Here is an 18,854-nt window from a genome sequence, read left to right on the forward strand (position 1 = left end):
AAATCCCTACTTGAAACATAGTTATGAATTATCAATTTCTAAAATTAATCTAGGCATTTTGTTGGGTAGGTATTGCCCACCCAACTTACTTTATGGTTTCTACAGTGCGCCCTCATCTGGAGTTTTAGATTTAGCTTTTGCTTTATTAGCACTGCGTTTGAGGGCAGAGAGCCTTGCTTCGTATTTCGACCGTTGGCGCTTACTAGGAGTATTGTCAATCAGGGTTTTCAAGGCGCTACCGAGGCTCTTGTAGGCATTGGGGAGGCTATAACCAAAACGAGTTGCCAAAGCGATCGCTTTCTCATCAGCATTGAGCAATTCTCTCAGTTGCTTTTCCCCATTATTCTTTTGGTACAGTCGCCAGCCTGACACACCACACAGCGACAAAGCTAACACCAGAAGCAATCCATCTTGTACCCACAATTCGCCTACAGCACCACCTAAACCGATGGCTAGTGCTGCCATTTCCCAACCATCTTTAGGAATCGTGTCATTTTGAACGCGAGCAACTTCATGCCAGAACAGCAGATTACGCTGATCCATTGCGAGGGCATCCCATTTCACCAGGTCAATTTGAATTTCTACCTGGTCTTTACCAATTTCTTCGCAACGAACCAGGGGTGGATTGACCTCAGTTGTGCCTTCAACCGTGACCCAGCTCTGTAATTCTGGCGGTAGTAAGCCTTTCAACCGCCGTAGTTCACTCATTTCCGCTTTGGCAGAGGAGGTTGCATAGGATGTCATAATATCCAGCCCCAGAAAATTTCAGTATATAGTGAGGGTATCACTTTGGAGTATAGCTATTTAAGTGATGATCCGTCTCAGTCGCTCTTAAAACTTCCTCGCTTTTTTCGCGCTTCCATTGCTTTTTCTAGCAAATCTAGCAATCCTGGGGCTTCTTCTTGGATACTGAGTAACAGTCTTTCCCCAAGTTCTATATTCCCCGGATCAAAACCTGTTGCCATCACTTCTTTCAGGCGAGGTATTGCTATGCTATCCACAATCTGAATTAACCCACTCAGACAACGGTGAAATTGTTTTTCTGTGAGAATCGAGTCTTCTAGAGGAAACTCAATAATGGCACGGATTTCGCCATCGGATGGGTCATACTCCCATTGCAACATTTTGGTTTCCCAGGAAATGGCAAGCATTGTCTGGAGGATAACTCCCTTGTGAGGATGGTCTTGAATTCCTGCCATAACTTGAGGGGCAAATACCCGGAAAAATTTTCCCTCTTCATCCAACTGGACAACTATTAGGAAATCTTCTAGGTTATCAGCCTCCACGCCTGTTATAATTCGGTCTTCTTCATCATCAAAACGGTAGTCCCAACCAAGGTTGTCTAAATAGTTGGCAATCTGTTTGAGGTTAGCTCCCATAAAAGCCTCATAAGGAACGTGGAGCAGTTGTTACCAGACCTAGTTTAACCTGCTAGGGGTAGTTGTTTAGGTTGGTGTGGCTACAAGCGATCGCATAGAAGTATGCAATTAGGGTATTGGGCATCCCTTCGGCATCCCTTCGGCAACGCTTGGCACAAGTCGGCACAAGTCGCTCAGGGCAAGTGGGCATGGGGCATTGAGCATAGGAAAATATAGATCATCGTTCGGCGCTGTGAATGATATTTTCTGAAAGACCCTTGCTCATTATTAAAGAAGCGAAAATCACTATTTTTAAAACCTTACCCAGTCAAGGATATGGCACTAACTTGCTTAAATTTTAATATTTTCTTCTAGGTTGAATGAATGTATTGCTAGACTTGCATGGTGGCAGGATTTTAAATCAAACTTGAAAGCTGAAGCCAAGTTGAGATAATTTCTACGTCGCATCTGAGGCTTTTGAAAATATAAGTAAAAACTTAAAGTACCGTTTTTAAAAGCCAATAAATATAGCACAGAGACTGGTAGAGTTTTATATTACAAGCAACAAATTGTTTTCACTGCATCATTGTAGTGAACAATACATTTTTATTGTCGAGTATCAATGAAGTTTATGCGTAAATCAGCTTTAATTCTAGCGATCGCACCTCTAGTCTTTGCGATCGCTGCTTGTGGTGGAGATTCAGGACAAACAGCAAATACACCAGGCACTCCAGGCAGTAATCCAGCAGCACCAGCAACTAGAAATCGCTGGGATAATATTAAAAGCCGTGGTCAGATAATTTGCGGTGTCAGTGGTGAAGTACCAGGGTTTAGCTTTGTGGGAACTGATGGTAAATATAGCGGCATTGATGTGGATGTCTGTCGCGCCATCGCCGCAGCTTTATTTGACAACCCAGATGCAGTAGAATTTCGCAATCTCAATTCCAAAGAGCGGTTTACAGCTTTGCAAACTGGCGAAGTAGATGTTCTCAGCCGCAATACTACCTGGACACTTAGCCGCGATAGCTCTGTAGGTCTAGAATTTGCACCTGTGGTCTTTTACGACGGACAAGCCATAATGGTTCGCAAAAATAGCAACATTAAGTCACTGGCAGACCTGAAGGATAAAGCAATCTGCGTTCAAACTGGTACGACTACCGAACAAAACTTAGCAGACCAAATGCGGAAAAGGGGCATCACTTACAAACCCGTTGTCTTTGAAGACGTTAACGTTACCTTTGCTACTTATACCGAAGGTCGTTGCGATGGCATTACAGCTGACCGTTCAGCATTAGTTTCGCGGGGGACAATTTTACCCAAACCAGAAGATAACGTGATTCTCAATGAAGTGATATCTTCAGAACCCCTTGCACCAGCAGTTGCTAAAGGGGATATTAAATGGGGAGATGCTGTTAAGTGGGTGGTTTATTCCCTAGTAAAAGCTGAAGAGTTGGGCATTACTTCTCAGAATGTAGGTCAGTTCGCCACTAGTACTGATCCAGATGTTAAGCGCTTTTTAGGAACCGAAGGCAACCTTGGCGAAGGACTCGGCTTAACAAACGATTTTGCAACCAGAATAATTAAGCACGTTGGTAACTACGCCGAAATTTACGATCGCAACCTCGGCCCCAAGACAAAACTCAATCTAGCTCGTGGTCAAAATCAACTTTGGAGCAAAGGCGGACTGCTTTATTCTCCGCCGTTTCGGTAGAAGGGGCAGGGGGAGAAATCAATTCAAAATTCAAAATTCAAAATTCAAAATTAAAGAACTTGTGCCTCCAGCAAGACAGTAAGAACTGCCTCTTCTTTCCCAATGCCCCATGCCCAATGACTAATAGGACTTACGCAAGAGTTACGGAATAACGAACCACAGAGGCGCAGAGTACACGGAGAAATCAGAGTTTGAGAGATATTTTGCGTAAGTCCTAACTAATAACAAATGACAAATGACTAATTCTATATGGCGTGATGTTCGTTTTTGGCGCATTGCTTTACAACTCATTGCTGTATTTTTAGCAGCAGTTGTAATAGTAATACTGTGGGGCAATCTCCAGCGCAATTTGCGGCAATTGGGTATTCCGTTTGGATTTGATTTTCTTAAGCAACAAGCGTCTTTTGATATTGGCGAGACGCTGATTAGCTACAAACCCACTGACACCTACAGTCATGCTTTGTGGGTGGGGTTAATTAACTCCTTGCGGGTGGCGATCGCAGGGATTTTTCTGACAACCATTGTAGGGGTAAGTGCTGGGATTGCCCGACTTTCTGACAACTGGCTGGTGCGGAATATCACAATGGTTTATGTAGAAGTTTTCCGCAATACGCCCTTACTGCTGCAATTGCTGTTTTGGTACTTTGCTGTTTTTCTTAGTTTCCCCAAAACAGGAAATCAGATATCTCTTTGGGGCTTTATTAGCATTAGTCAAAATGGCTTAGAACTTCCTTGGTTTACCCTATCACCAGAGTTTTCGGCTTTGCTGTTGGGATTAACTTTTTATACAGGCGCGTTTATTGCGGAAATTGTCCGGGGTGGGATTCAATCAGTACCAAAGGGACAATGGGAAGCAGCGCGATCGCTAGGATTAAAACCAGGGTTAGCAATACGGCTGGTGATTTTTCCTCAAGCTTTGCGGGTAATCATTCCACCGTTGACGAGTCAATATCTTAATTTGACGAAAAATACCAGTTTAGCGATCGCGATCGGCTACCCCGATATTTATTTTGTCGCCTCCACCACCTTTAACCAAACGGGGAAAGCCGTAGAAGTGATATTACTGATTATGCTCACCTATCTCACCCTAAGTTTGACTATCTCTGTAGTTATGAATTTATTCAATCGCAGTGTGCAAATTAAAGAGAGATGAGGGGAATGGGGGAGATGAGGGGGACAAGGAAGCAGTTGAACTCGGAAGTTGCACCTCTGAACTCGGAAGTTGAGCCTCTGAACTCGGAAGTTGAGCCTTTGAACTCGAAAGTTGAACCTCTGAACTCGGAAGTTGAACCTCTGAACTCGGAAGTTGAGCCTCTGAACTCGGAAGTTGCACCTTTGAACTCGGAAGTTGCACCTTTGAACTCGGAAGTTGAGCCTTTGAACTCGGAAGTCGCACCTCTGAACTCGGAAGTCGCACCTCTGAACTCGGAAGTTGCACCTTTAAAGTTGAAATATGAGTTTTGACCAATAACAAATGACCAATGACAAATGACAAATGACAAATGACCAATGACAAATGACAAATGACCAATGACAAATGACAAATGACCAATGACAAATGACAAATTAACTTGGCTACGTAAAAACCTGTTCAGTACTTGGTACAACAGCTTGTTAACTGTTGTCTGTTTAGTGTTACTGTTTTGGATACTGCGAGGAGTTATAACTTGGGCAACTACTCAAGCACAATGGGCAGTAATTCAGGTTAATTTACGTTTATTTTTAGTTGGTAGATTTCCGCAAACGCTATATTGGCGAACTTGGATTGTATTGGCGATCGCTTCGACTTTAGGCGCTATAACTGGGGGTGTATTCTTTGGTAAACAACAGTTAATAAAGCGTGGAATTGCTTTGTTTGCTTTAATCATCGGCGTTTTGTTAGTTGTTTTACCACTAGATTTTACATACCGCCTTTGGTTACTGTTAATTGCAGTTTTACTATTTGTAGGTTTTTGGCTTGGAGGAAAGTTTACTAAAGTACTAACTCCTTGGTCCCTACTATGGTTACTGTCTTTCCCCGTTATTCTCTGGCTAATTGGCGGTGGATTTGGATTGCAGCCTGTATCTACAAATTTATGGAACGGTTTGCTACTTACCCTACTAATGGCAGCAGTCAGTATTGTGCTTTCCTTTCCCATTGGAGTTTTACTTGCTTTAGGGCGTACAAGCAATTTGCTTGTAGTACGTTGGTTTTCCATCCTGTACATTGAAATTGTCAGGGGAGTACCACTGATTGGAATTTTGTTCCTCGCTCAGGTAATGCTTCCCTTATTTTTATCAGCAGATGTGCGTCTAGATCGGGTATTGCGAGCAATTGCTGGATTGGTTTTATTTAGTGCTGCATACATGGCAGAAAACGTGCGCGGTGGACTCCAATCAATTTCTCGCGGGCAAATTGAAGCAGCGAAAGCGCTAGGATTAAATACAGCCTTGGTAGTTTTGTTAATCGTCTTACCTCAAGCATTGCGTAACGTTATTCCTGTGATCGTTGGACAGTTCATCGGCTTATTTAAAGACACTTCACTATTATCTTTAGTGGGATTGGTGGAACTCACAGGTATTGCGCGTTCCATATTAGCCCAACCACAGTTTCTCGGACGCTATGCAGAAGTTTATCTATTTATTGGGTTTATTTACTGGGTATTTTGTTACTCAATGTCGTTAGCTTCTCGGCGGTTAGAGAGACAGTTAAATCAGTAGTTAGGAGATTTAAAAAATAAATTACTTAAGAAGAACTCAGGAGCCATACTTTAGAATGATTCTAGTATTATGACTTTTTTTAACAAAACAGAATTCAGGAGTCAGGAGTCAGAATTCAGAATGAATTATATACGACTGGCGGATAGCGCAGCTTTAGCGAGTTCGCTAGCGTCGGAATAAACGGGGAGCATCCCAAATGTGTAAAAATATGATTTGTCATTGCGAGCGTAACGTAGTGAAGCAAAGCAATCGCAACATCTGTACTTTGGCGATTGATTGCTTCATTCCGCTTCTCTTACGAGACGCTACCGCGAACGCTTCATTCGCAATGACGACTCATTATCTTAAATAAATTTGCAAAATTGGGATGCTCCCAATAAACGGGTTTAAGTCCCCCGCCAAATTCAAAATTTGGTGGTGCAACAATTGAGTGGTGGGTCTAAATCCCCTACTCATTGATTCTGGCTCCTGAATTCTGACTTCTGAATTCTTCTTTAATCTTTCAACTTTTGCCTTGTTTGGTCAGTTGTGTAATTTATTGTGCATCTAACCAAGCTTGTAAATCCGCCAAGCTGGTAAAATCCAACAGAGCAACGCTTAGATTCTCAAGCACTGTTAAGGGTAAATGAGAAATAGTTGCTTGCATTTCTTCAGACAGTTCTTGCCCAAGGAGCTTAGTCAAGAGTCGAACAATTAATTTAACAGTTGCTTCCTGTTCTCCCTCCTGTCGTCCTTCTTCTTTAATTTCTCGATAAACTCTCGTTTGCTGTAAAGTTATACCTAACATAATTTCCACCTCAGATCGGCTTAATTGTTCAAATTTGTATACCATTATGGTCGTTATCAATTCTATTATGGCGCGACTTGATAGTTGTGGTACTTCTTCGTATGTTCTCGTTAGCAAATACCTAGCTTCTTCTGGTGCTTGGTCTTCTTCTATCGTAGTCAGTACCATGAGTGCTAAACCCAAAGGTAATTCACGAATATCTCCTAACTCGTCCAAGTAAACGCGATACAATTGTTCGCTATTAAGGAATGCGCGGTAGGGATAGCTATTACTTTGTTCGGTACTGCGGGATGGGTAGATTACCACCGCTTGCCAATCACTGTATCTCATACGGTTGCGATAGAAATACAATAACGACTCGGCAAATAGCCTTTCGTAGAGCATTTCATCTCTCTGAAATTGAACTTCGCTGAAATATACAACCCCGGCATCAGCAGTATCAGGTGGAAGAAACACACCATCAATTTCAAATTTGGGTTCCTTGACAGCTACGGAATCAAAACGATAATTATCAGCATTGGCTGGGGGATTTGTCAACAATTCAAATAATAGGCTTGGGGATTGTTGAAATAGTTTGTAGAAAATTGAGTCTCGGCGCATGTAGGGGTTGCGAAAAATTTATTTTAACTCATAATATATCTTCAGATGGCTTATACCACAAATTTTATTTATGAATGATTTTGTGATGTGGTGGTATTGTTCCCTGGCAAAATCTTAGATAGACGATCGCGCTGTAAAATCTGATTAATTAGGGTTATTATTGATAAGCGATCACTATGGTAAAAATTTATTATCGCTATCGAAAATCAGCAATTACTTAATAGTCATTCCATCAGCTTATCGATAGGTATCGCTAATTTACTAAAAAATTTGGAGTTGCAAATCCGTGACAAGAAAACAAGCACCGATGATTATTGCTGAAGATGTTCACAAGTGGTATGGAAAGTTCCATGCTCTTCAGGGTGTGAGCTTGACAGTCAATCGTGGAGAAGTAGTAGTATTGATGGGGCCATCGGGTTCAGGAAAATCTACCTTTATCCGCACATTTAACGCTCTAGAAGAATACCAAAAGGGAAAAATTGAAATTGACGGCATTACCCTCAGCCATGACTTGCGAAATATTGAAACGATTCGCCGAGAAGTGGGAATGGTATTTCAGCAATTTAATTTATTTCCTCATCTTACAGTATTGCAAAATATCTCTTTAGCACCAATTTGGGTACGGCGATCGCAAAAGGCAAAAGCTGAAGAATTGGCAATGCAACTATTAGAAAGAGTGGGAATTTTAGAACAGGCGCAAAAATATCCAGGACAGTTATCTGGTGGACAACAGCAACGAGTAGCGATCGCTCGTGCTTTAGCCATGCAACCCAAAATTATGCTGTTTGACGAACCCACCTCAGCCTTAGATCCAGAAATGGTACGAGAAGTTTTAGATGTAATGCGAAATCTCGCCCGTGATGGGATGACAATGGTAGTCGTCACCCACGAAGTTGGATTCGCTCGTGAAGTCGCCGACCGAGTTATTCTCATGGATAGCGGTACCCTGGTCGAGTCAGCTACCCCTGAGACATTTTTCAGCAACCCAAAAGAAGAAAGAACACGCAAGTTTTTATCACAAATTCTCTAAAACCTCCGCGCTACTTTGCGCTCAACTTTGCGCCCCTCTGCGTTTCACTTCTAACCCTTTTGTCCCACAACTTCACACCAAGCAGCAGCAAAAAATCCATCTGGGTGCTGACTCCATTCTCGTAAAGCACGACTCATTGCTGTAAGCGCGCGCTCATCAGTCCAACCTTTCTCTATAGCTCCATCCACCTTTGCAGAAGCCTCAATTCGCAGCGCTAAATATTCTGTAGCTTCACTCAGCGACTCAGAACATTGATAAGAAGCCGAAGCTTGGATATTAGTAAACCCACTTTGGCGCAGCAGGGCGCGTAACTCTCTACCTACGTCAGGATTACCAGAATTTTGCTGCTGGAGCCACTTGTAATAAGAAAATGCTTTTTCCAGTTCTGGTGTAGACGGTGCAATCAAAAACCCGCCCCAGTCAGGACTACGAAGCCCAATAATTCCCCCCGGTTTTAAAACTCGCCACAGTTCCCGTAACGCCTGCGTCGGTTCTTGAAGATGCTCAAATAGTGCATGGGAAAAGATTGCATCAAATGAGTTATCCGGGAAGGGTAAAGCATAAATATTCGCCTCCAGAAAATTAGCATTACTCACACCTTGAGTGAAAGCACTCTCCGCAGCTATCTGGATTTGAGAAGCTTCGCGATCAATACCTCTAAGCGTACCAGGGAAAATTGCTTTTGCTAAACCCAAAGTGATCGTCCCAGGTCCGCAGCCACAATCTAGCAATTTCATCCCTGGACGTAAATAAGGCTTGAAAAACGCACCATGAGTATCTAAGCTGCGTTTTGCCATGAAATTCGTCGCATTACTCGAATAGCCTGGAGTATACTTTTCCTGCATTGCTCTGATTCCCTGCAATATTTGTATGAGTATCATAAGCAGGTACTTTTCAGATGTCCAATATATATTTAAATAAAATTGAAACTTATAAAATATCAAAAAAATGGAACTGCGACACCTGCGCTACTTTATTGCTGTCGCTGAAGAACTGCACTTCAGTAGAGCCGCCGAGCGATTGCACATTGCTCAACCGCCCTTAAGCCAGCAAATTCAGCAACTAGAGGCGCAATTGGGGGTAGAACTGTTTCAGCGTAAAACCAAACGACAGGTGCAGCTAACGGAAGCTGGACAAGTATTTTTGCAAGAAGCTTATCAACTTTTAGCTCAACTCCAAAAAGCAATTGAGCTAATTCAAAAAACGGGAAGAGGTGAAAAGGGACAACTAAGAATTGGCTTTACTAGCTTAGTAACCTACGATTTGCTTCCTGTGATTTTGCGACGGTTTCGAGAACAGTTTCCAGAAGTAGAGTTGATTTTGCAAGAATTAACCACAACTCAGCAGGAGCAAGCGTTACAAGAACGCTGCATCCATGTAGGCTTTGCCCATCCGCCCTTAGAAGACAACACACTCAATCAAGAGTGCATTCAGCGAGAAGCTTTAATTGTGGCTATGTTAGAAACTCATCCCTTAGCTGAACAAGAAAAGATTTCAGTGCGATCGCTAGTAAACGAAAACTTTATCATGTTCCCTCGCCATTTGGGCCCCGGACTTTACGACCAAATCGTAAGTCTTTGTCAGCAAGGAAATTTCAGCCCGAAAGTGACTCAAGAAGCGATTCAGATGCAGACAATTATTGGATTGGTTTCAGCAGGAATGGGAATTGCGATCGCACCGTCTTCATTACAAAATCTTCAGAGGGGTGGTGTAGTTTATCGCGCTGTAGAGGAGAAAACACCATTAGTAGAAACGGCTATAGTGTGGCAACAACAGGATATGACACCTGTACTAAGGGAATTTCTGCAAGTTGTCAGGAGTATCTGTGGTTAACTAATTAGCTGTCTCCACGCCATGTAAAAATAATTTGTTCATCAGCTTGCCTAAACTCAATATTAAACTTATCAAATACAACTTCTCTTCCTAGAAGTAATTGCTCTCCACCTGTATTAGTTTGTAACCATGCTACAGGAGCAATAAAACTGTGTTCATCAATTGTCATTTCAACATTACGTAAAACATACTCAATTCCACCTATGGTTTCTGCTAATAATTTTGATTCGGCATCAGCCAAAGCGTAGCCTAAATCTTGACCGACTTTGAAGGAAATTAAACTTAATTCAGCACCAGAGTCTACTAACATTATTGTAGAAACTTCTATATCTCTATGCTTCAGTTTTACATGATAATTTGGTTGCCAATCATGTCGAGCAACTGTGCGAAAGCGAATTGGTAGAATTTGGATAGAAGCAGTGCGAGGTGGAACTAAGTAAATTACAAATGGCTGTTCTGAAGCATCTGCCAATTCTAGAACTTCATGCAAGTTTTCACTATGAGCGATTAAGCCATTAGCATTATAAGCAACATATTGATTTTTATATAAATATAATAACATTTGGCGATTCTGGTTTAGCCACTTCAGCATTTGCTTACTTTCATCGGGAGAGGGTGTTTTATTCATAGATTTTGGTGACAATTTCAGCCATTTTCTAGCAGCTTGCCTTTTACTTATGATTGTATCTGCGATCACTCTGCATCTTCTGGTTAAAAAAGAGCGATCGCCTTAACTAAAATAATATTCCACTCTCAATAATATTTATTATTCATAATGATATTTGCAAGTCAAAATAATCAATAAATCTTCTTGCACTTTGTAAACTAATCTATGTTCATCTGTGATCCTCCTTGACCAGTAACCTTGTAATTCATATTTTAATGGTTCTGGCTTCCCGATCCCTGCAAAAGGATCTCTTTGTATATCTCTAATCATTGATTTAGCGCGTGATGCTTTTACAATGACTAAACCTGAGAATCGTGTCAATATGGCGAATTTAGCTATTAACCGATTTTTAGAGGCTCAACATACTTATACTGGCTACTTTGATACAGCATTAAAAGAAGATATTCAAGTAGCTGATGAATATTTATCGTCGATATTTTTAACCTACGTAGCTAGAGCAAATTGCTACTTGGAATTCAATGAAATTTCAACTGCATATCTTTGTCTGCAAGAAGGTACAGAATTTCTTAGTAAGTGCGTTAACAAATATTTTGATAAAGTGTTTTTTTATCTTGATGACGAAGAACAGGAAAAGTTTTACAAAAACTACCCTCTGTTACTTTCTACTTCTTACATTACTGTCAATGGTGTGATTACTGGAATATTTGGTTATTTAGGTTATTTAGGTTATTGTAGGAAAGCATTACTAGCAAAAGCAGGGCGAACGCACGGCAATTTACTAGAATAAGTATTATTATGGGTAACATCTAAAAAAGAAGAAGAAACAGTATTAGATAACCCATTAGAAAAGCTTGAAGCTATTATTGAAACCAATCGCCGTTTTGAAGCATATCAAACAGAACTACAAGCAATATCCCAATTAGGAATCAGCTTTCATGACTGGCTTAAATTAACTCCGTCAACAGAAATTAAACCAGACGGTGCAGAATTAATGTATATAATTCCATCCAAACCTCTAGAGTTATAGCCTTCGATATGAACTAAATACAGCATTTCATTTATTCGTAGCGAATTAAATCTAGCAAGACTCTGCACCCCTCTGCGCTTACTCCGCGTCCCTTTGCGTTTAAAAACGCTACGATTCCTCTACACCTTGGCGAATCGCATTCTCCATATCCTCAAGAGTTTTAGGTTTTCCTAAATATTTTAAGCAACCTGCTACATCATCTAATTTAGTTGTTGAAAAACAATTACTAGGCTTTAATAAATCACCGACTTCTTGAGTTACTTCTGTTTTAACTCCAACTTTTTTCATATTCTTCCAGATTTCTATAGGTGGGAATAGATTGGTTAGTAACCACAGAATAAAGAACATCTGGGTCTAAATCTGCGCCATTATCCCAGTGAATTGTTCCCCATTCAGCGTTAATTTTAACAGTTTTAAAATAGTTTAAATCTTTTAAAGGTGCAAAAATTCCCGTAAATTCGATTAACTGGTTAACATCAACAATACCTTCTTTTCCGTCTTCAAACTTCAAATATAGTTGATAGTTATCGTGAGGAATAACTTGTATAATGTCTTTAAGCATAATTCACTCTAATGGTTGAATTTTTTCTAAGAGATTATTTTGTCTTGCCAGTTGCCAGTTTTCTCTAAGTTCTGATTTGTGCATAGCTGCCCATTCAATTACTAAACCAAGAACTCTAGGAGTGAGTTGACCTTCTAAAATTGATAAGGTTTCTATATGAATAATTGCCTTTTGCTGATTGTAGCGGACATAGAAATGAGGGGGCGGATGGTCGTTATAGTACATAGTAATGATAATCCCTAAAAAACGACAAATTTCAGGCATCACATCACCTCCTCAATTATCCTGTCTATTCAGCCATACCCACCTGATTGTAACTATTTTGAGTAGCTCTTTCTTTGTGCCTCTGTCATATCATGTCCGGGTAATTAGTTGTGATGTTCCATAGTCATATTATTGTAGCAGCTAATAAACTCTCTCAAAATCCAACCCCAAATCCTGTATTCACCATTGTAATGCTCCTCGATCACTTTAGTTCTTATGTGGTTTTTGGTTAAAACTGGGATTTTTAAATAATTCTAGGACACTCCTAACTGGATAATTAAGCTGTGTTAGGGTGTGAGAAATGATTCCAGAATTTGACGAAAGTGGTATCTTACCACCAGGGGTACATTGGGCAGAATGGTCAGAATTTCAAGAAATATTTGGTACAAATTTGACTAGACAGCGCATGATAGACGGTCTGGACAGGGCAATGACGCAACTAAAAGCAACTGGCTGTAGAACTATTTATATTGATGGTAGTTTCGTCACCAGTAAACAAAAACCTGGAGACTTCGATGCCTGTTGGGAGGACAATGGAGTTGATATAAATTACCTAGAATCTATTGCTCCTACTTTATTTAATTTTGCGCTGCGGCGTGCCGAACAAAAAATTAAGTACAAGGGTGAAATCTTTCCGTCAAATTATCCAGCTAATGATTCTGGTACAGCCTACATAGATTTTTTTCAATTTGATACCAGGACGAATACACGCAAAGGAATTATTGCTATAGATTTACAAAGGTGGAAACCATGATGATCAAAAACGAGCAACAATATCAACATTCCTTAGATTGGTTGCAACGCTTTGAACAGTCTATAACGTCATTGGATAGCAATGAACACTTGAAAGCAGAACCAGAGCGATGTCAGCTTCACCGAGACTCATATCAAAGTCAAGTTGACGAGCTAAAGTCAGAAATCACAGAATATGAAAGACTTATTAATTGCGACACCAGCAACCCTTTAAAAATTAAAGTTGATTCTTTAAATAAGCTGCCAAATGCTTTAATTAAAGCTCGGATAGCAGCCCAAATTAGTCAGCAAGAACTTGCTGATATATTAGGAATTGATGAACAAAGAGTGAAAGAGTATGAGGATACAGATTATCAATGTGCCAGTTTTGTAGAAATTCTCGAAGTCAGCACCGCTTTGGGTGTTGAATTTGAAACGGCAACTGTGCAAGTAGATTTTGCAGAAATAGAAGCAGTTAAAAAAAGCCTGGACAAATGGCGCAAAGAAAAACTGAATATTAAAACTAAAGCTTCAAAAGATTACTATACCCAGAACTAAAGTTTTTATTAATACATATGACCTTCTGCCTTTCTTTGTAAAGCGCGGGTATTGGCTGCCCAATTTCTCCTCTTCCTCTGTGTTCTCTGCGCCTCTGCGGTTCGTAAAAAAAAAGGCGAACCCGAAAGTTCGCCCGTAACATACTATTATGCTGTTGCTCAATCCAAATCCAAATCTAAATCTTCGCTTCTTCTCTTACCAACTTATCCCAACCCAAATCTTTCAAATTATTATTCCGACGCAACGGACGAGTCACCAACTCTAACATGTCACGCGCATTCGTAAAGCCGTGAATTTGAGCAAAAGTGAACTCTACAGACCACTTTGTATTAATACCGCGTGCTTCCAACGGATTAGCGTGAGCCATACCAGTAATTACCAAATCTGGTTTCAACTCATAAATTCGCTGAAGTTGATTGTAATTATCCGGCTTCTCCACAATCCTTGGCAGGGGTGAATTCATTTCCTGGCAAGTTTTCTCCAGCAATGCCAACTCAGCAGCTTGATAGCGCTTATCCATGTAGGGAATGCCGATTTCGTGAACTGTCATCCCACAACGGATTAAAAATCTAGCTTGGGAAACTTCCAGCAAGTTATCACCCATGAAGAATACAGACTTACCGCGAATCAGTTTCACATAATCTTCCAAACCTGCCCAAATTTGTGCTTCCCGTTCATCCAAACCCTTGGGAGTTATACCAAACACCGAGCAGATTTTCTCAATCCAAGCGCGAGTACCATCGGGGCCAATGGGGAAGGGTGCGCCAATGAGTTTACACTTGCGGCGGCGCATTAAGGTGGTAGCTGTGCGGCTGAGGAAGGGGTTGACACCAGCGACATAATACCCTTCTTCCAGTACTGGCAGTTCAGTGAAGCGCTTCGCAGGTAGCCAGCCGGAAACTTTGATGCCTTGTTTCTTCAGTTCCAAGGTTAACTGAGTAACTACGGGGTCGGGAAGGGAGCCAAAGAGAACCAGTGGTGGATGATCTACGTACTCAGATTCATCTTGGGCGACATCTTCTTTCTTCTTACCGAAGTTTAGCAATTTAGCGATCGCATTGCGTTCACTTTTCTCTGTTTCCGCCACAGGAGCCTTATCAGGGCAACGGTTAGCCATTGCTGCTAAGACGGTGTCTTCCCCTTGAGTAAAGGCGTAATCTAGACCATTTGCCCGCGCTACAACGATGGGAATACCGATTTCGGATTCCAGTTTCGGTGCCAAACCTTCCAAATCTGTTTTAATAATTTCGGTGGTGCAAGTGCCAATCCAGACAATTACACTAGGATTGCGATCGCGTTTAATCTGCAAGCACAACCGCTTTAACTCTTCATAATCATTCAGTTGTGCCGAAATATCCCCCTCTTCCAACTCTGCCATTGCATAGCGGGGTTCAGCAAAAATCATCACCCCCATCGCATTTTGCAGGAAGTAGCCACAAGTTTTTGTCCCAATCACCAAAAAGAAGCTATCTTCAATTTTTTGGTATAACCAAGCCACGCAACTAATTGGGCAAAAGGTATGGTAATTTCCAGTTTCACATTCAAAGCTTAAAGCTTCTGGTTGTTGAGCGACAGTCATTTTGGTTTTTTCTCCCCTTGATATTTAACTAATTCGTAATTCGTAATTCGTAATTCGTAATTTTTTAGGTTTAATTCCTCAACTCTTGGAGAAGCACTCGCGAACGTCTATACGTGGCGTTTTTTTCATTCAGTGTCTAAATAAGAATCTGAAATAGTCTTTAATTACGAATTACGAATTATCAATTACGAATTATTTTAATGGCAGGTCAACCAATTTTAGATTTTAAATTGACAATTTTGGATTGAAGACTGGGACAACAAAAGTATCCTCTGTCTAACGACAATTTCCCTAATTCCTCATCCAAAATCCCAAATCTAAAACTTAAAATTGCGAGGAACGGCAATAATTAAGCGTTGGGGAAGAGACGGGCAATTTCTGATTCATCAAAAACGCCTGCTGGCAGCTCTTCCCCTAAAAAATCGTTACTTTCTTCAGCTTTTTGCAAAGCTGTTTCATCACCCCAGACATCTGACAACACGTCTTTAAACGCATTCTCATCTAGTGAACTATCTTCAAGCGCCTCGTCTTCATCCAGCTTTACTTCCATTACAGCTGTTGTATCGAAGGCAATTTCCCCAAACTCATCTGCTTCTAAAGTAGAGATTTCCAGAGACTCATCTTTTGAGTCGTCTCCATCGGATAAGGAAATATCGCCAAAGGCATCTTCGGTTTCATCTAACTCGCTGATTTCTAGGCTTTGCTCATCAGAATCCACCATTGTGAACTCTTGAATTACCGCCACCGCCGCAAAGCCATTTGTATGAGAATGTGTCAATGTTTCATCTTCAGGCTTTTCGTCAATGACAGCTGCTGCTTCTTTTACGAATCTCTCTACTTCTGGGTTGAGGAAGCGATTACCAAGAGCGAAATCTGGGTCAAAATGCAAATCCAGCACTTCAATCAGGGTATCAGCATCAGGATTGAGTTTGGCAAAGGGCAACATTAACTGCGCTAGCTTTGGCTCTAGGGCGTTAACTACTCCCAGCATGAGGTAAGAAGGTGGTCGCTTCCCGCCATCAGGTGTGTACACCGATTCCACTTGCATGTGCAGCGTAATCCAGTCCCGATTGTTCTGGAAAAATTGCAACCATTTTTGCTTTAATGAGTCTGTAAAGCTGTCAAAGAATGCCATGTTATTGTCCCTCATCCTGAGAACTTGGTGATTTATACAATCATCAAGTCTAGTTCCTCTTCTGAATTAGGAACCTGGGGTTTTCCCGGATTTAGATAAAAATCGGATAACAAAGAGAACAACTCACGATCTGGTGTGTCGTTAGGTACAACACCTTCTGGACGCGCCAGAATTTGGTCAGCGATGTTGAGATAGTAGTCGCAAACGTAGTCTAGGGAAGGATCTTGCTCTGCCATCTCAAACAAAGTCTTACCTTTCACACGGGAAACACGGATATCTTCAATTAAAGGTAAAACTTCTAGAACTGGCATGGGCACAGCTTCTATATATTTTTCAATCAAGTCGCGCTTGGAGGTGCGATTGCCAATTAACCCAGCTAAACGCAGTGGGTGAGTTCGCGCTTTTTCGCGGACTGAAGCAGCAATCCGATTAGCCGCAAACAAAGCATCAAAGCCGTTATCTGTAACAATCAGGCAGTAATCTGCATAGTTGAGTGGTGCTGCAAAACCACCGCAAACTACGTCACCCAGAACGTCAAAAAGAATTACATCGTATTCATCAAAGGCGTTGAGTTCCTTAAGTAATTTTACGGTTTCACCGACTACGTATCCACCGCATCCAGCACCCGCAGGTGGGCCACCAGCTTCTACGCAATCCACACCGCCGTAGCCTTTGTAAATCACATCTTCAGGCCAGACATCTTCGTAGTGATAATCCTTTTCTTGGAGGGTGTCGATAATTGTCGGAATCAAAAACCCAGTCAGGGTAAAGGTACTGTCATGTTTGGGGTCGCAACCAATTTGCAGCACTTTTTTGCCACGTTTAGCTAGGGCGACTGATATGTTACAGCTAGTTGTGGATTTACCGATACCACCTTTTCCGTAGACTGCTAGTTTCACTTTTATTTGCCTCTTATAGCTTCTTGTCAAACTTGTGGCTCAAACATTTGCCTTCACCTTTCCTGAGATGGCGATGCGTGAGGTCTGTTGATGTCATTATTGGGCAAATTACATAGAAAAGAAAGTGGCTCTTAATTTGTAAAACGGTCTTATCCGATGAATTAAATCACAATTATATCTATTTAGGGTTTTATGAGGCTTAAAGACTTTATTAGCTCTAAAAACCATAAATAAAAAGTTTTTATTACTTATTTTTATAAAAATAGTTACAAAATACAAAAAGCGGATATCGGCTTTTTTGAATGCTTTTAATAGAATTAGCTGATAGTAGTACAACGTGTTTTCAAGGCATTGGGGTGCTAGTTCAAGGGTAAAGAGAGGTATATGCAGCCCTATGCTGGAAATACTACTGGAATTTGCGATCGCAGATAAATTGCCAGTTTTCAGTCGGTAGTCACAACCATTTAATTGCTGCTTGAGAGTAAGTTACTGTGGTTTTGTAAAAAATTATTAATTTCCTAGATATTGTCTAAGATTATTAAAATCTTTCGGCTGCTACCTCCTTCACTGACGGCAGCAGCTCACTAATAGGCATTCCCAGTCATAGACTGGGAACGAGGCAAATCAGGATACCTCAGTTTCAAGTCCGTGGATTTCCTGTAATGTTTGCCAGCCAGCTTGCCACTGGGAGTTATCTTGTAATAATTTGGCATTTATCCAAAAACGGACTTTAGGATCACAAGCAGCAACCATTTCGGCGTAAACCCAGTTAGCCTGATTTTTACGATTAACAACTTGAAAGTGCCGCCAGCCATCAACTTTTTGCTGTGCCGTCCACTTAGAACCAACTAGGTAAGGAAATTTCTGTTTTTTAGTCATTTGTTATTAGTCATTAGTCATTAGTCATTAGTCATTGGGCATGGGGCATTGGGCATTAGTTATTTCTCTCCCTCATCTCCCTCATCCCCCCACTCCCCACTCCCTACTCCCCACTCCCCAGCTAAGATGTCACCAAATCACCATTACGGGTAAACTTCTGGCAATGCAAGTCATTATCTTGCTGAACACATAGCGAAAACCATCTAATATGACTCCAGCAAGTGTTGATGTTGTTGGTAATTTTGCGCTTTTTCTTGGAAAGGCGTTGCCTTATGACTTCATTAGGGCAAAGAATTTCTAACGTACCTGTACCATCTTCGTAATCGACGATGCGAAATAGACAGTCTTGCAACATCGCACGGCTGCTGCTGTCGAAGAACCGCTTAAAGCGCTGTAGCTTTTCCCCTTCAGTCATTTGGCTGATGGGTTTTATTTTCAAGAAATCATTAAACTCAACGAGGTTGTCACCAACCCCGTTGGTCTTCAAAACCGTGCATGAAGGTTTCCCTTCACACGGCTCCTCAATGACTTGGTGCTTGTCACGCATACCTCATTACCCATTTATCCGCGAC

The 18,854-nt window shown here is 41.2% G+C and carries 23 protein-coding genes and 1 pseudogene; 9 read left to right on the forward strand and 15 right to left on the reverse strand.

The features are described from left to right. Nucleotides 1-99: 99 nt before the first annotated feature. From LC653_RS33555 to LC653_RS33565, 3 genes are all read right to left on the reverse strand, one after another. Complete coding sequence (locus tag LC653_RS33555; protein WP_229499046.1) at nucleotides 100-744, reverse strand: DUF3318 domain-containing protein; 645 nt, start codon at nucleotides 742-744, stop codon at nucleotides 100-102. Nucleotides 745-821: 77 nt separating this feature from the next. Further along, nucleotides 822-1,379, reverse strand: coding sequence for a hypothetical protein (locus LC653_RS33560; RefSeq protein ID WP_229483333.1), 558 nt, complete (start codon nucleotides 1,377-1,379; stop codon nucleotides 822-824). A gap of 52 nt (nucleotides 1,380-1,431) precedes the next feature. Next, nucleotides 1,432-1,569: a hypothetical protein gene (locus tag LC653_RS33565; protein ID WP_229499048.1), complete on the reverse strand. Its 138-nt coding sequence runs from the start codon at nucleotides 1,567-1,569 to the stop codon at nucleotides 1,432-1,434. Nucleotides 1,570-1,989: 420 nt separating this feature from the next. Here LC653_RS33565 and LC653_RS33570 point away from each other — a divergent pair, with 420 nt between their 5' ends. The 4 genes from LC653_RS33570 (at nucleotide 1,990) to LC653_RS33585 (ending at nucleotide 5,769) form a co-directional block, all read left to right on the forward strand. Then, entirely contained in the window at nucleotides 1,990-3,069 is a 1,080-nt protein-coding gene (locus LC653_RS33570) for an amino acid ABC transporter substrate-binding protein (protein ID WP_229499050.1), read from the forward strand. A gap of 235 nt (nucleotides 3,070-3,304) precedes the next feature. Further along, nucleotides 3,305-4,222, forward strand: a complete 918-nt coding sequence (locus LC653_RS33575) for an amino acid ABC transporter permease (RefSeq protein WP_229499052.1) — start codon at nucleotides 3,305-3,307, stop codon at nucleotides 4,220-4,222. Nucleotides 4,223-4,236: 14 nt separating this feature from the next. Continuing rightward, complete coding sequence (locus LC653_RS33580) at nucleotides 4,237-4,533, forward strand: hypothetical protein (RefSeq protein ID WP_229499054.1); 297 nt, start codon at nucleotides 4,237-4,239, stop codon at nucleotides 4,531-4,533. An 87-nt stretch (nucleotides 4,534-4,620) separates the two neighbouring features. Further along, on the forward strand, nucleotides 4,621-5,769 hold the full coding sequence (locus LC653_RS33585; protein ID WP_229499056.1) for an amino acid ABC transporter permease: 1,149 nt from the start codon (nucleotides 4,621-4,623) through the stop codon (nucleotides 5,767-5,769). A gap of 535 nt (nucleotides 5,770-6,304) precedes the next feature. Here the strand turns inward: LC653_RS33585 and LC653_RS33590 are convergent. Beyond that, nucleotides 6,305-7,156, reverse strand: coding sequence for an Rpn family recombination-promoting nuclease/putative transposase (locus LC653_RS33590; RefSeq protein ID WP_229499058.1), 852 nt, complete (start codon nucleotides 7,154-7,156; stop codon nucleotides 6,305-6,307). A gap of 307 nt (nucleotides 7,157-7,463) precedes the next feature. Here LC653_RS33590 and LC653_RS33595 point away from each other — a divergent pair, with 307 nt between their 5' ends. Continuing rightward, the gene (locus tag LC653_RS33595; protein WP_229499077.1) at nucleotides 7,464-8,186 is read left to right on the forward strand and encodes an amino acid ABC transporter ATP-binding protein; all 723 of its coding nucleotides are present in this window, start codon (nucleotides 7,464-7,466) and stop codon (nucleotides 8,184-8,186) included. A 50-nt stretch (nucleotides 8,187-8,236) separates the two neighbouring features. Here LC653_RS33595 and LC653_RS33600 read toward each other — a convergent pair whose 3' ends face one another. Then, entirely contained in the window at nucleotides 8,237-9,067 is an 831-nt protein-coding gene (locus LC653_RS33600) for a methyltransferase domain-containing protein (protein WP_229499060.1), read from the reverse strand. Nucleotides 9,068-9,134: 67 nt separating this feature from the next. Between LC653_RS33600 and LC653_RS33605 the strand changes: the two genes are divergently transcribed. Next, a complete protein-coding gene (locus tag LC653_RS33605) occupies nucleotides 9,135-10,019 on the forward strand; it encodes a LysR family transcriptional regulator (protein ID WP_229499062.1) in 885 nt (294 codons plus the stop codon). A 4-nt stretch (nucleotides 10,020-10,023) separates the two neighbouring features. On the opposite strand, the gene LC653_RS33610 is transcribed toward LC653_RS33605, so the two are convergent. Then, complete coding sequence (locus LC653_RS33610) at nucleotides 10,024-10,647, reverse strand: retropepsin-like domain-containing protein (RefSeq protein WP_229499064.1); 624 nt, start codon at nucleotides 10,645-10,647, stop codon at nucleotides 10,024-10,026. Nucleotides 10,648-10,785: 138 nt separating this feature from the next. After that, complete coding sequence (locus LC653_RS33615; RefSeq protein WP_372478257.1) at nucleotides 10,786-11,007, reverse strand: Txe/YoeB family addiction module toxin; 222 nt, start codon at nucleotides 11,005-11,007, stop codon at nucleotides 10,786-10,788. Here LC653_RS33615 and LC653_RS33620 point away from each other — a divergent pair. Beyond that, on the forward strand, nucleotides 10,982-11,434 hold the full coding sequence (locus tag LC653_RS33620) for a hypothetical protein (protein ID WP_229499066.1): 453 nt from the start codon (nucleotides 10,982-10,984) through the stop codon (nucleotides 11,432-11,434). The genes LC653_RS33615 and LC653_RS33620 overlap by 26 nt on opposite strands. 348 nt (nucleotides 11,435-11,782) lie before the next feature. Here LC653_RS33620 and LC653_RS33625 read toward each other — a convergent pair. The 3 genes and pseudogenes from LC653_RS33625 to LC653_RS33635 form a co-directional block, all read right to left on the reverse strand. Beyond that, a pseudogene (locus LC653_RS33625) lies at nucleotides 11,783-11,920 on the reverse strand (AbrB/MazE/SpoVT family DNA-binding domain-containing protein); the annotation flags it as partial. 22 nt (nucleotides 11,921-11,942) lie between these two features. Further along, nucleotides 11,943-12,236: a DUF2442 domain-containing protein gene (locus tag LC653_RS33630; protein ID WP_229499069.1), complete on the reverse strand. Its 294-nt coding sequence runs from the start codon at nucleotides 12,234-12,236 to the stop codon at nucleotides 11,943-11,945. A 3-nt stretch (nucleotides 12,237-12,239) separates the two neighbouring features. Continuing rightward, a complete protein-coding gene (locus tag LC653_RS33635; protein ID WP_229499071.1) occupies nucleotides 12,240-12,500 on the reverse strand; it encodes a DUF4160 domain-containing protein in 261 nt (86 codons plus the stop codon). Between the two features lie 301 nt (nucleotides 12,501-12,801). Here LC653_RS33635 and LC653_RS33640 point away from each other — a divergent pair, with 301 nt between their 5' ends. Beyond that, on the forward strand, nucleotides 12,802-13,254 hold the full coding sequence (locus LC653_RS33640) for a DUF6932 family protein (protein ID WP_229499072.1): 453 nt from the start codon (nucleotides 12,802-12,804) through the stop codon (nucleotides 13,252-13,254). After that, on the forward strand, nucleotides 13,251-13,790 hold the full coding sequence (locus LC653_RS33645) for a helix-turn-helix transcriptional regulator (RefSeq protein ID WP_308189181.1): 540 nt from the start codon (nucleotides 13,251-13,253) through the stop codon (nucleotides 13,788-13,790). The genes LC653_RS33640 and LC653_RS33645 overlap by 4 nt, the downstream gene beginning before the upstream one ends. Nucleotides 13,791-13,965: 175 nt before the next feature. Here LC653_RS33645 and LC653_RS33650 read toward each other — a convergent pair whose 3' ends face one another. From LC653_RS33650 to LC653_RS33670, 5 genes are all read right to left on the reverse strand, one after another. Beyond that, nucleotides 13,966-15,369, reverse strand: a complete 1,404-nt coding sequence (locus LC653_RS33650) for a ferredoxin:protochlorophyllide reductase (ATP-dependent) subunit N (protein ID WP_100901325.1) — start codon at nucleotides 15,367-15,369, stop codon at nucleotides 13,966-13,968. 349 nt (nucleotides 15,370-15,718) lie between these two features. Continuing rightward, on the reverse strand, nucleotides 15,719-16,504 hold the full coding sequence (locus LC653_RS33655; protein ID WP_229499073.1) for a DUF5331 domain-containing protein: 786 nt from the start codon (nucleotides 16,502-16,504) through the stop codon (nucleotides 15,719-15,721). Between the two features lie 32 nt (nucleotides 16,505-16,536). Beyond that, complete coding sequence (bchL, locus tag LC653_RS33660) at nucleotides 16,537-17,403, reverse strand: ferredoxin:protochlorophyllide reductase (ATP-dependent) iron-sulfur ATP-binding protein (RefSeq protein WP_012410753.1); 867 nt, start codon at nucleotides 17,401-17,403, stop codon at nucleotides 16,537-16,539. A 624-nt stretch (nucleotides 17,404-18,027) separates the two neighbouring features. Further along, complete coding sequence (locus LC653_RS33665; RefSeq protein WP_100901323.1) at nucleotides 18,028-18,282, reverse strand: TIGR02450 family Trp-rich protein; 255 nt, start codon at nucleotides 18,280-18,282, stop codon at nucleotides 18,028-18,030. Between the two features lie 121 nt (nucleotides 18,283-18,403). Continuing rightward, the gene (locus tag LC653_RS33670; RefSeq protein WP_229499074.1) at nucleotides 18,404-18,829 is read right to left on the reverse strand and encodes a hypothetical protein; all 426 of its coding nucleotides are present in this window, start codon (nucleotides 18,827-18,829) and stop codon (nucleotides 18,404-18,406) included. Nucleotides 18,830-18,854: the final 25 nt, after the last annotated feature.

This window comes from Nostoc mirabile CHAB5784 (assembly GCF_020829645.1).
Lineage (GTDB): Bacteria > Cyanobacteriota > Cyanobacteriia > Cyanobacteriales > Nostocaceae > Nostoc > Nostoc mirabile.

Excerpts from the sequence above, each read along its gene's own strand:
- LC653_RS33555 (WP_229499046.1), bottom strand. The coding sequence starts at position 744 with ATGACATCCTATGCAACCTCCTCTGCCAAAGCGGAAATGAGTGAACTA.
- LC653_RS33560 (WP_229483333.1), bottom strand. The coding sequence starts at position 1,379 with ATGGGAGCTAACCTCAAACAGATTGCCAACTATTTAGACAACCTTGGT.
- LC653_RS33565 (WP_229499048.1), bottom strand. The coding sequence starts at position 1,569 with ATGCCCACTTGCCCTGAGCGACTTGTGCCGACTTGTGCCAAGCGTTGC.
- LC653_RS33570 (WP_229499050.1), top strand. The coding sequence starts at position 1,990 with ATGCGTAAATCAGCTTTAATTCTAGCGATCGCACCTCTAGTCTTTGCG.
- LC653_RS33575 (WP_229499052.1), top strand. The coding sequence starts at position 3,305 with ATGACTAATTCTATATGGCGTGATGTTCGTTTTTGGCGCATTGCTTTA.
- LC653_RS33580 (WP_229499054.1), top strand. The coding sequence starts at position 4,237 with ATGAGGGGGACAAGGAAGCAGTTGAACTCGGAAGTTGCACCTCTGAAC.
- LC653_RS33585 (WP_229499056.1), top strand. The coding sequence starts at position 4,621 with ATGACAAATGACAAATTAACTTGGCTACGTAAAAACCTGTTCAGTACT.
- LC653_RS33590 (WP_229499058.1), bottom strand. The coding sequence starts at position 7,156 with ATGCGCCGAGACTCAATTTTCTACAAACTATTTCAACAATCCCCAAGC.
- LC653_RS33595 (WP_229499077.1), top strand. The coding sequence starts at position 7,464 with ATGATTATTGCTGAAGATGTTCACAAGTGGTATGGAAAGTTCCATGCT.
- LC653_RS33600 (WP_229499060.1), bottom strand. The coding sequence starts at position 9,067 with ATGATACTCATACAAATATTGCAGGGAATCAGAGCAATGCAGGAAAAG.
- LC653_RS33605 (WP_229499062.1), top strand. The coding sequence starts at position 9,135 with ATGGAACTGCGACACCTGCGCTACTTTATTGCTGTCGCTGAAGAACTG.
- LC653_RS33610 (WP_229499064.1), bottom strand. The coding sequence starts at position 10,647 with ATGAATAAAACACCCTCTCCCGATGAAAGTAAGCAAATGCTGAAGTGG.
- LC653_RS33620 (WP_229499066.1), top strand. The coding sequence starts at position 10,982 with ATGACTAAACCTGAGAATCGTGTCAATATGGCGAATTTAGCTATTAAC.
- LC653_RS33630 (WP_229499069.1), bottom strand. The coding sequence starts at position 12,236 with ATGCTTAAAGACATTATACAAGTTATTCCTCACGATAACTATCAACTA.
- LC653_RS33635 (WP_229499071.1), bottom strand. The coding sequence starts at position 12,500 with ATGCCTGAAATTTGTCGTTTTTTAGGGATTATCATTACTATGTACTAT.
- LC653_RS33640 (WP_229499072.1), top strand. The coding sequence starts at position 12,802 with ATGATTCCAGAATTTGACGAAAGTGGTATCTTACCACCAGGGGTACAT.
- LC653_RS33645 (WP_308189181.1), top strand. The coding sequence starts at position 13,251 with ATGATGATCAAAAACGAGCAACAATATCAACATTCCTTAGATTGGTTG.
- LC653_RS33650 (WP_100901325.1), bottom strand. The coding sequence starts at position 15,369 with ATGACTGTCGCTCAACAACCAGAAGCTTTAAGCTTTGAATGTGAAACT.
- LC653_RS33655 (WP_229499073.1), bottom strand. The coding sequence starts at position 16,504 with ATGGCATTCTTTGACAGCTTTACAGACTCATTAAAGCAAAAATGGTTG.
- LC653_RS33665 (WP_100901323.1), bottom strand. The coding sequence starts at position 18,282 with ATGACTAAAAAACAGAAATTTCCTTACCTAGTTGGTTCTAAGTGGACG.
- LC653_RS33670 (WP_229499074.1), bottom strand. The coding sequence starts at position 18,829 with ATGCGTGACAAGCACCAAGTCATTGAGGAGCCGTGTGAAGGGAAACCT.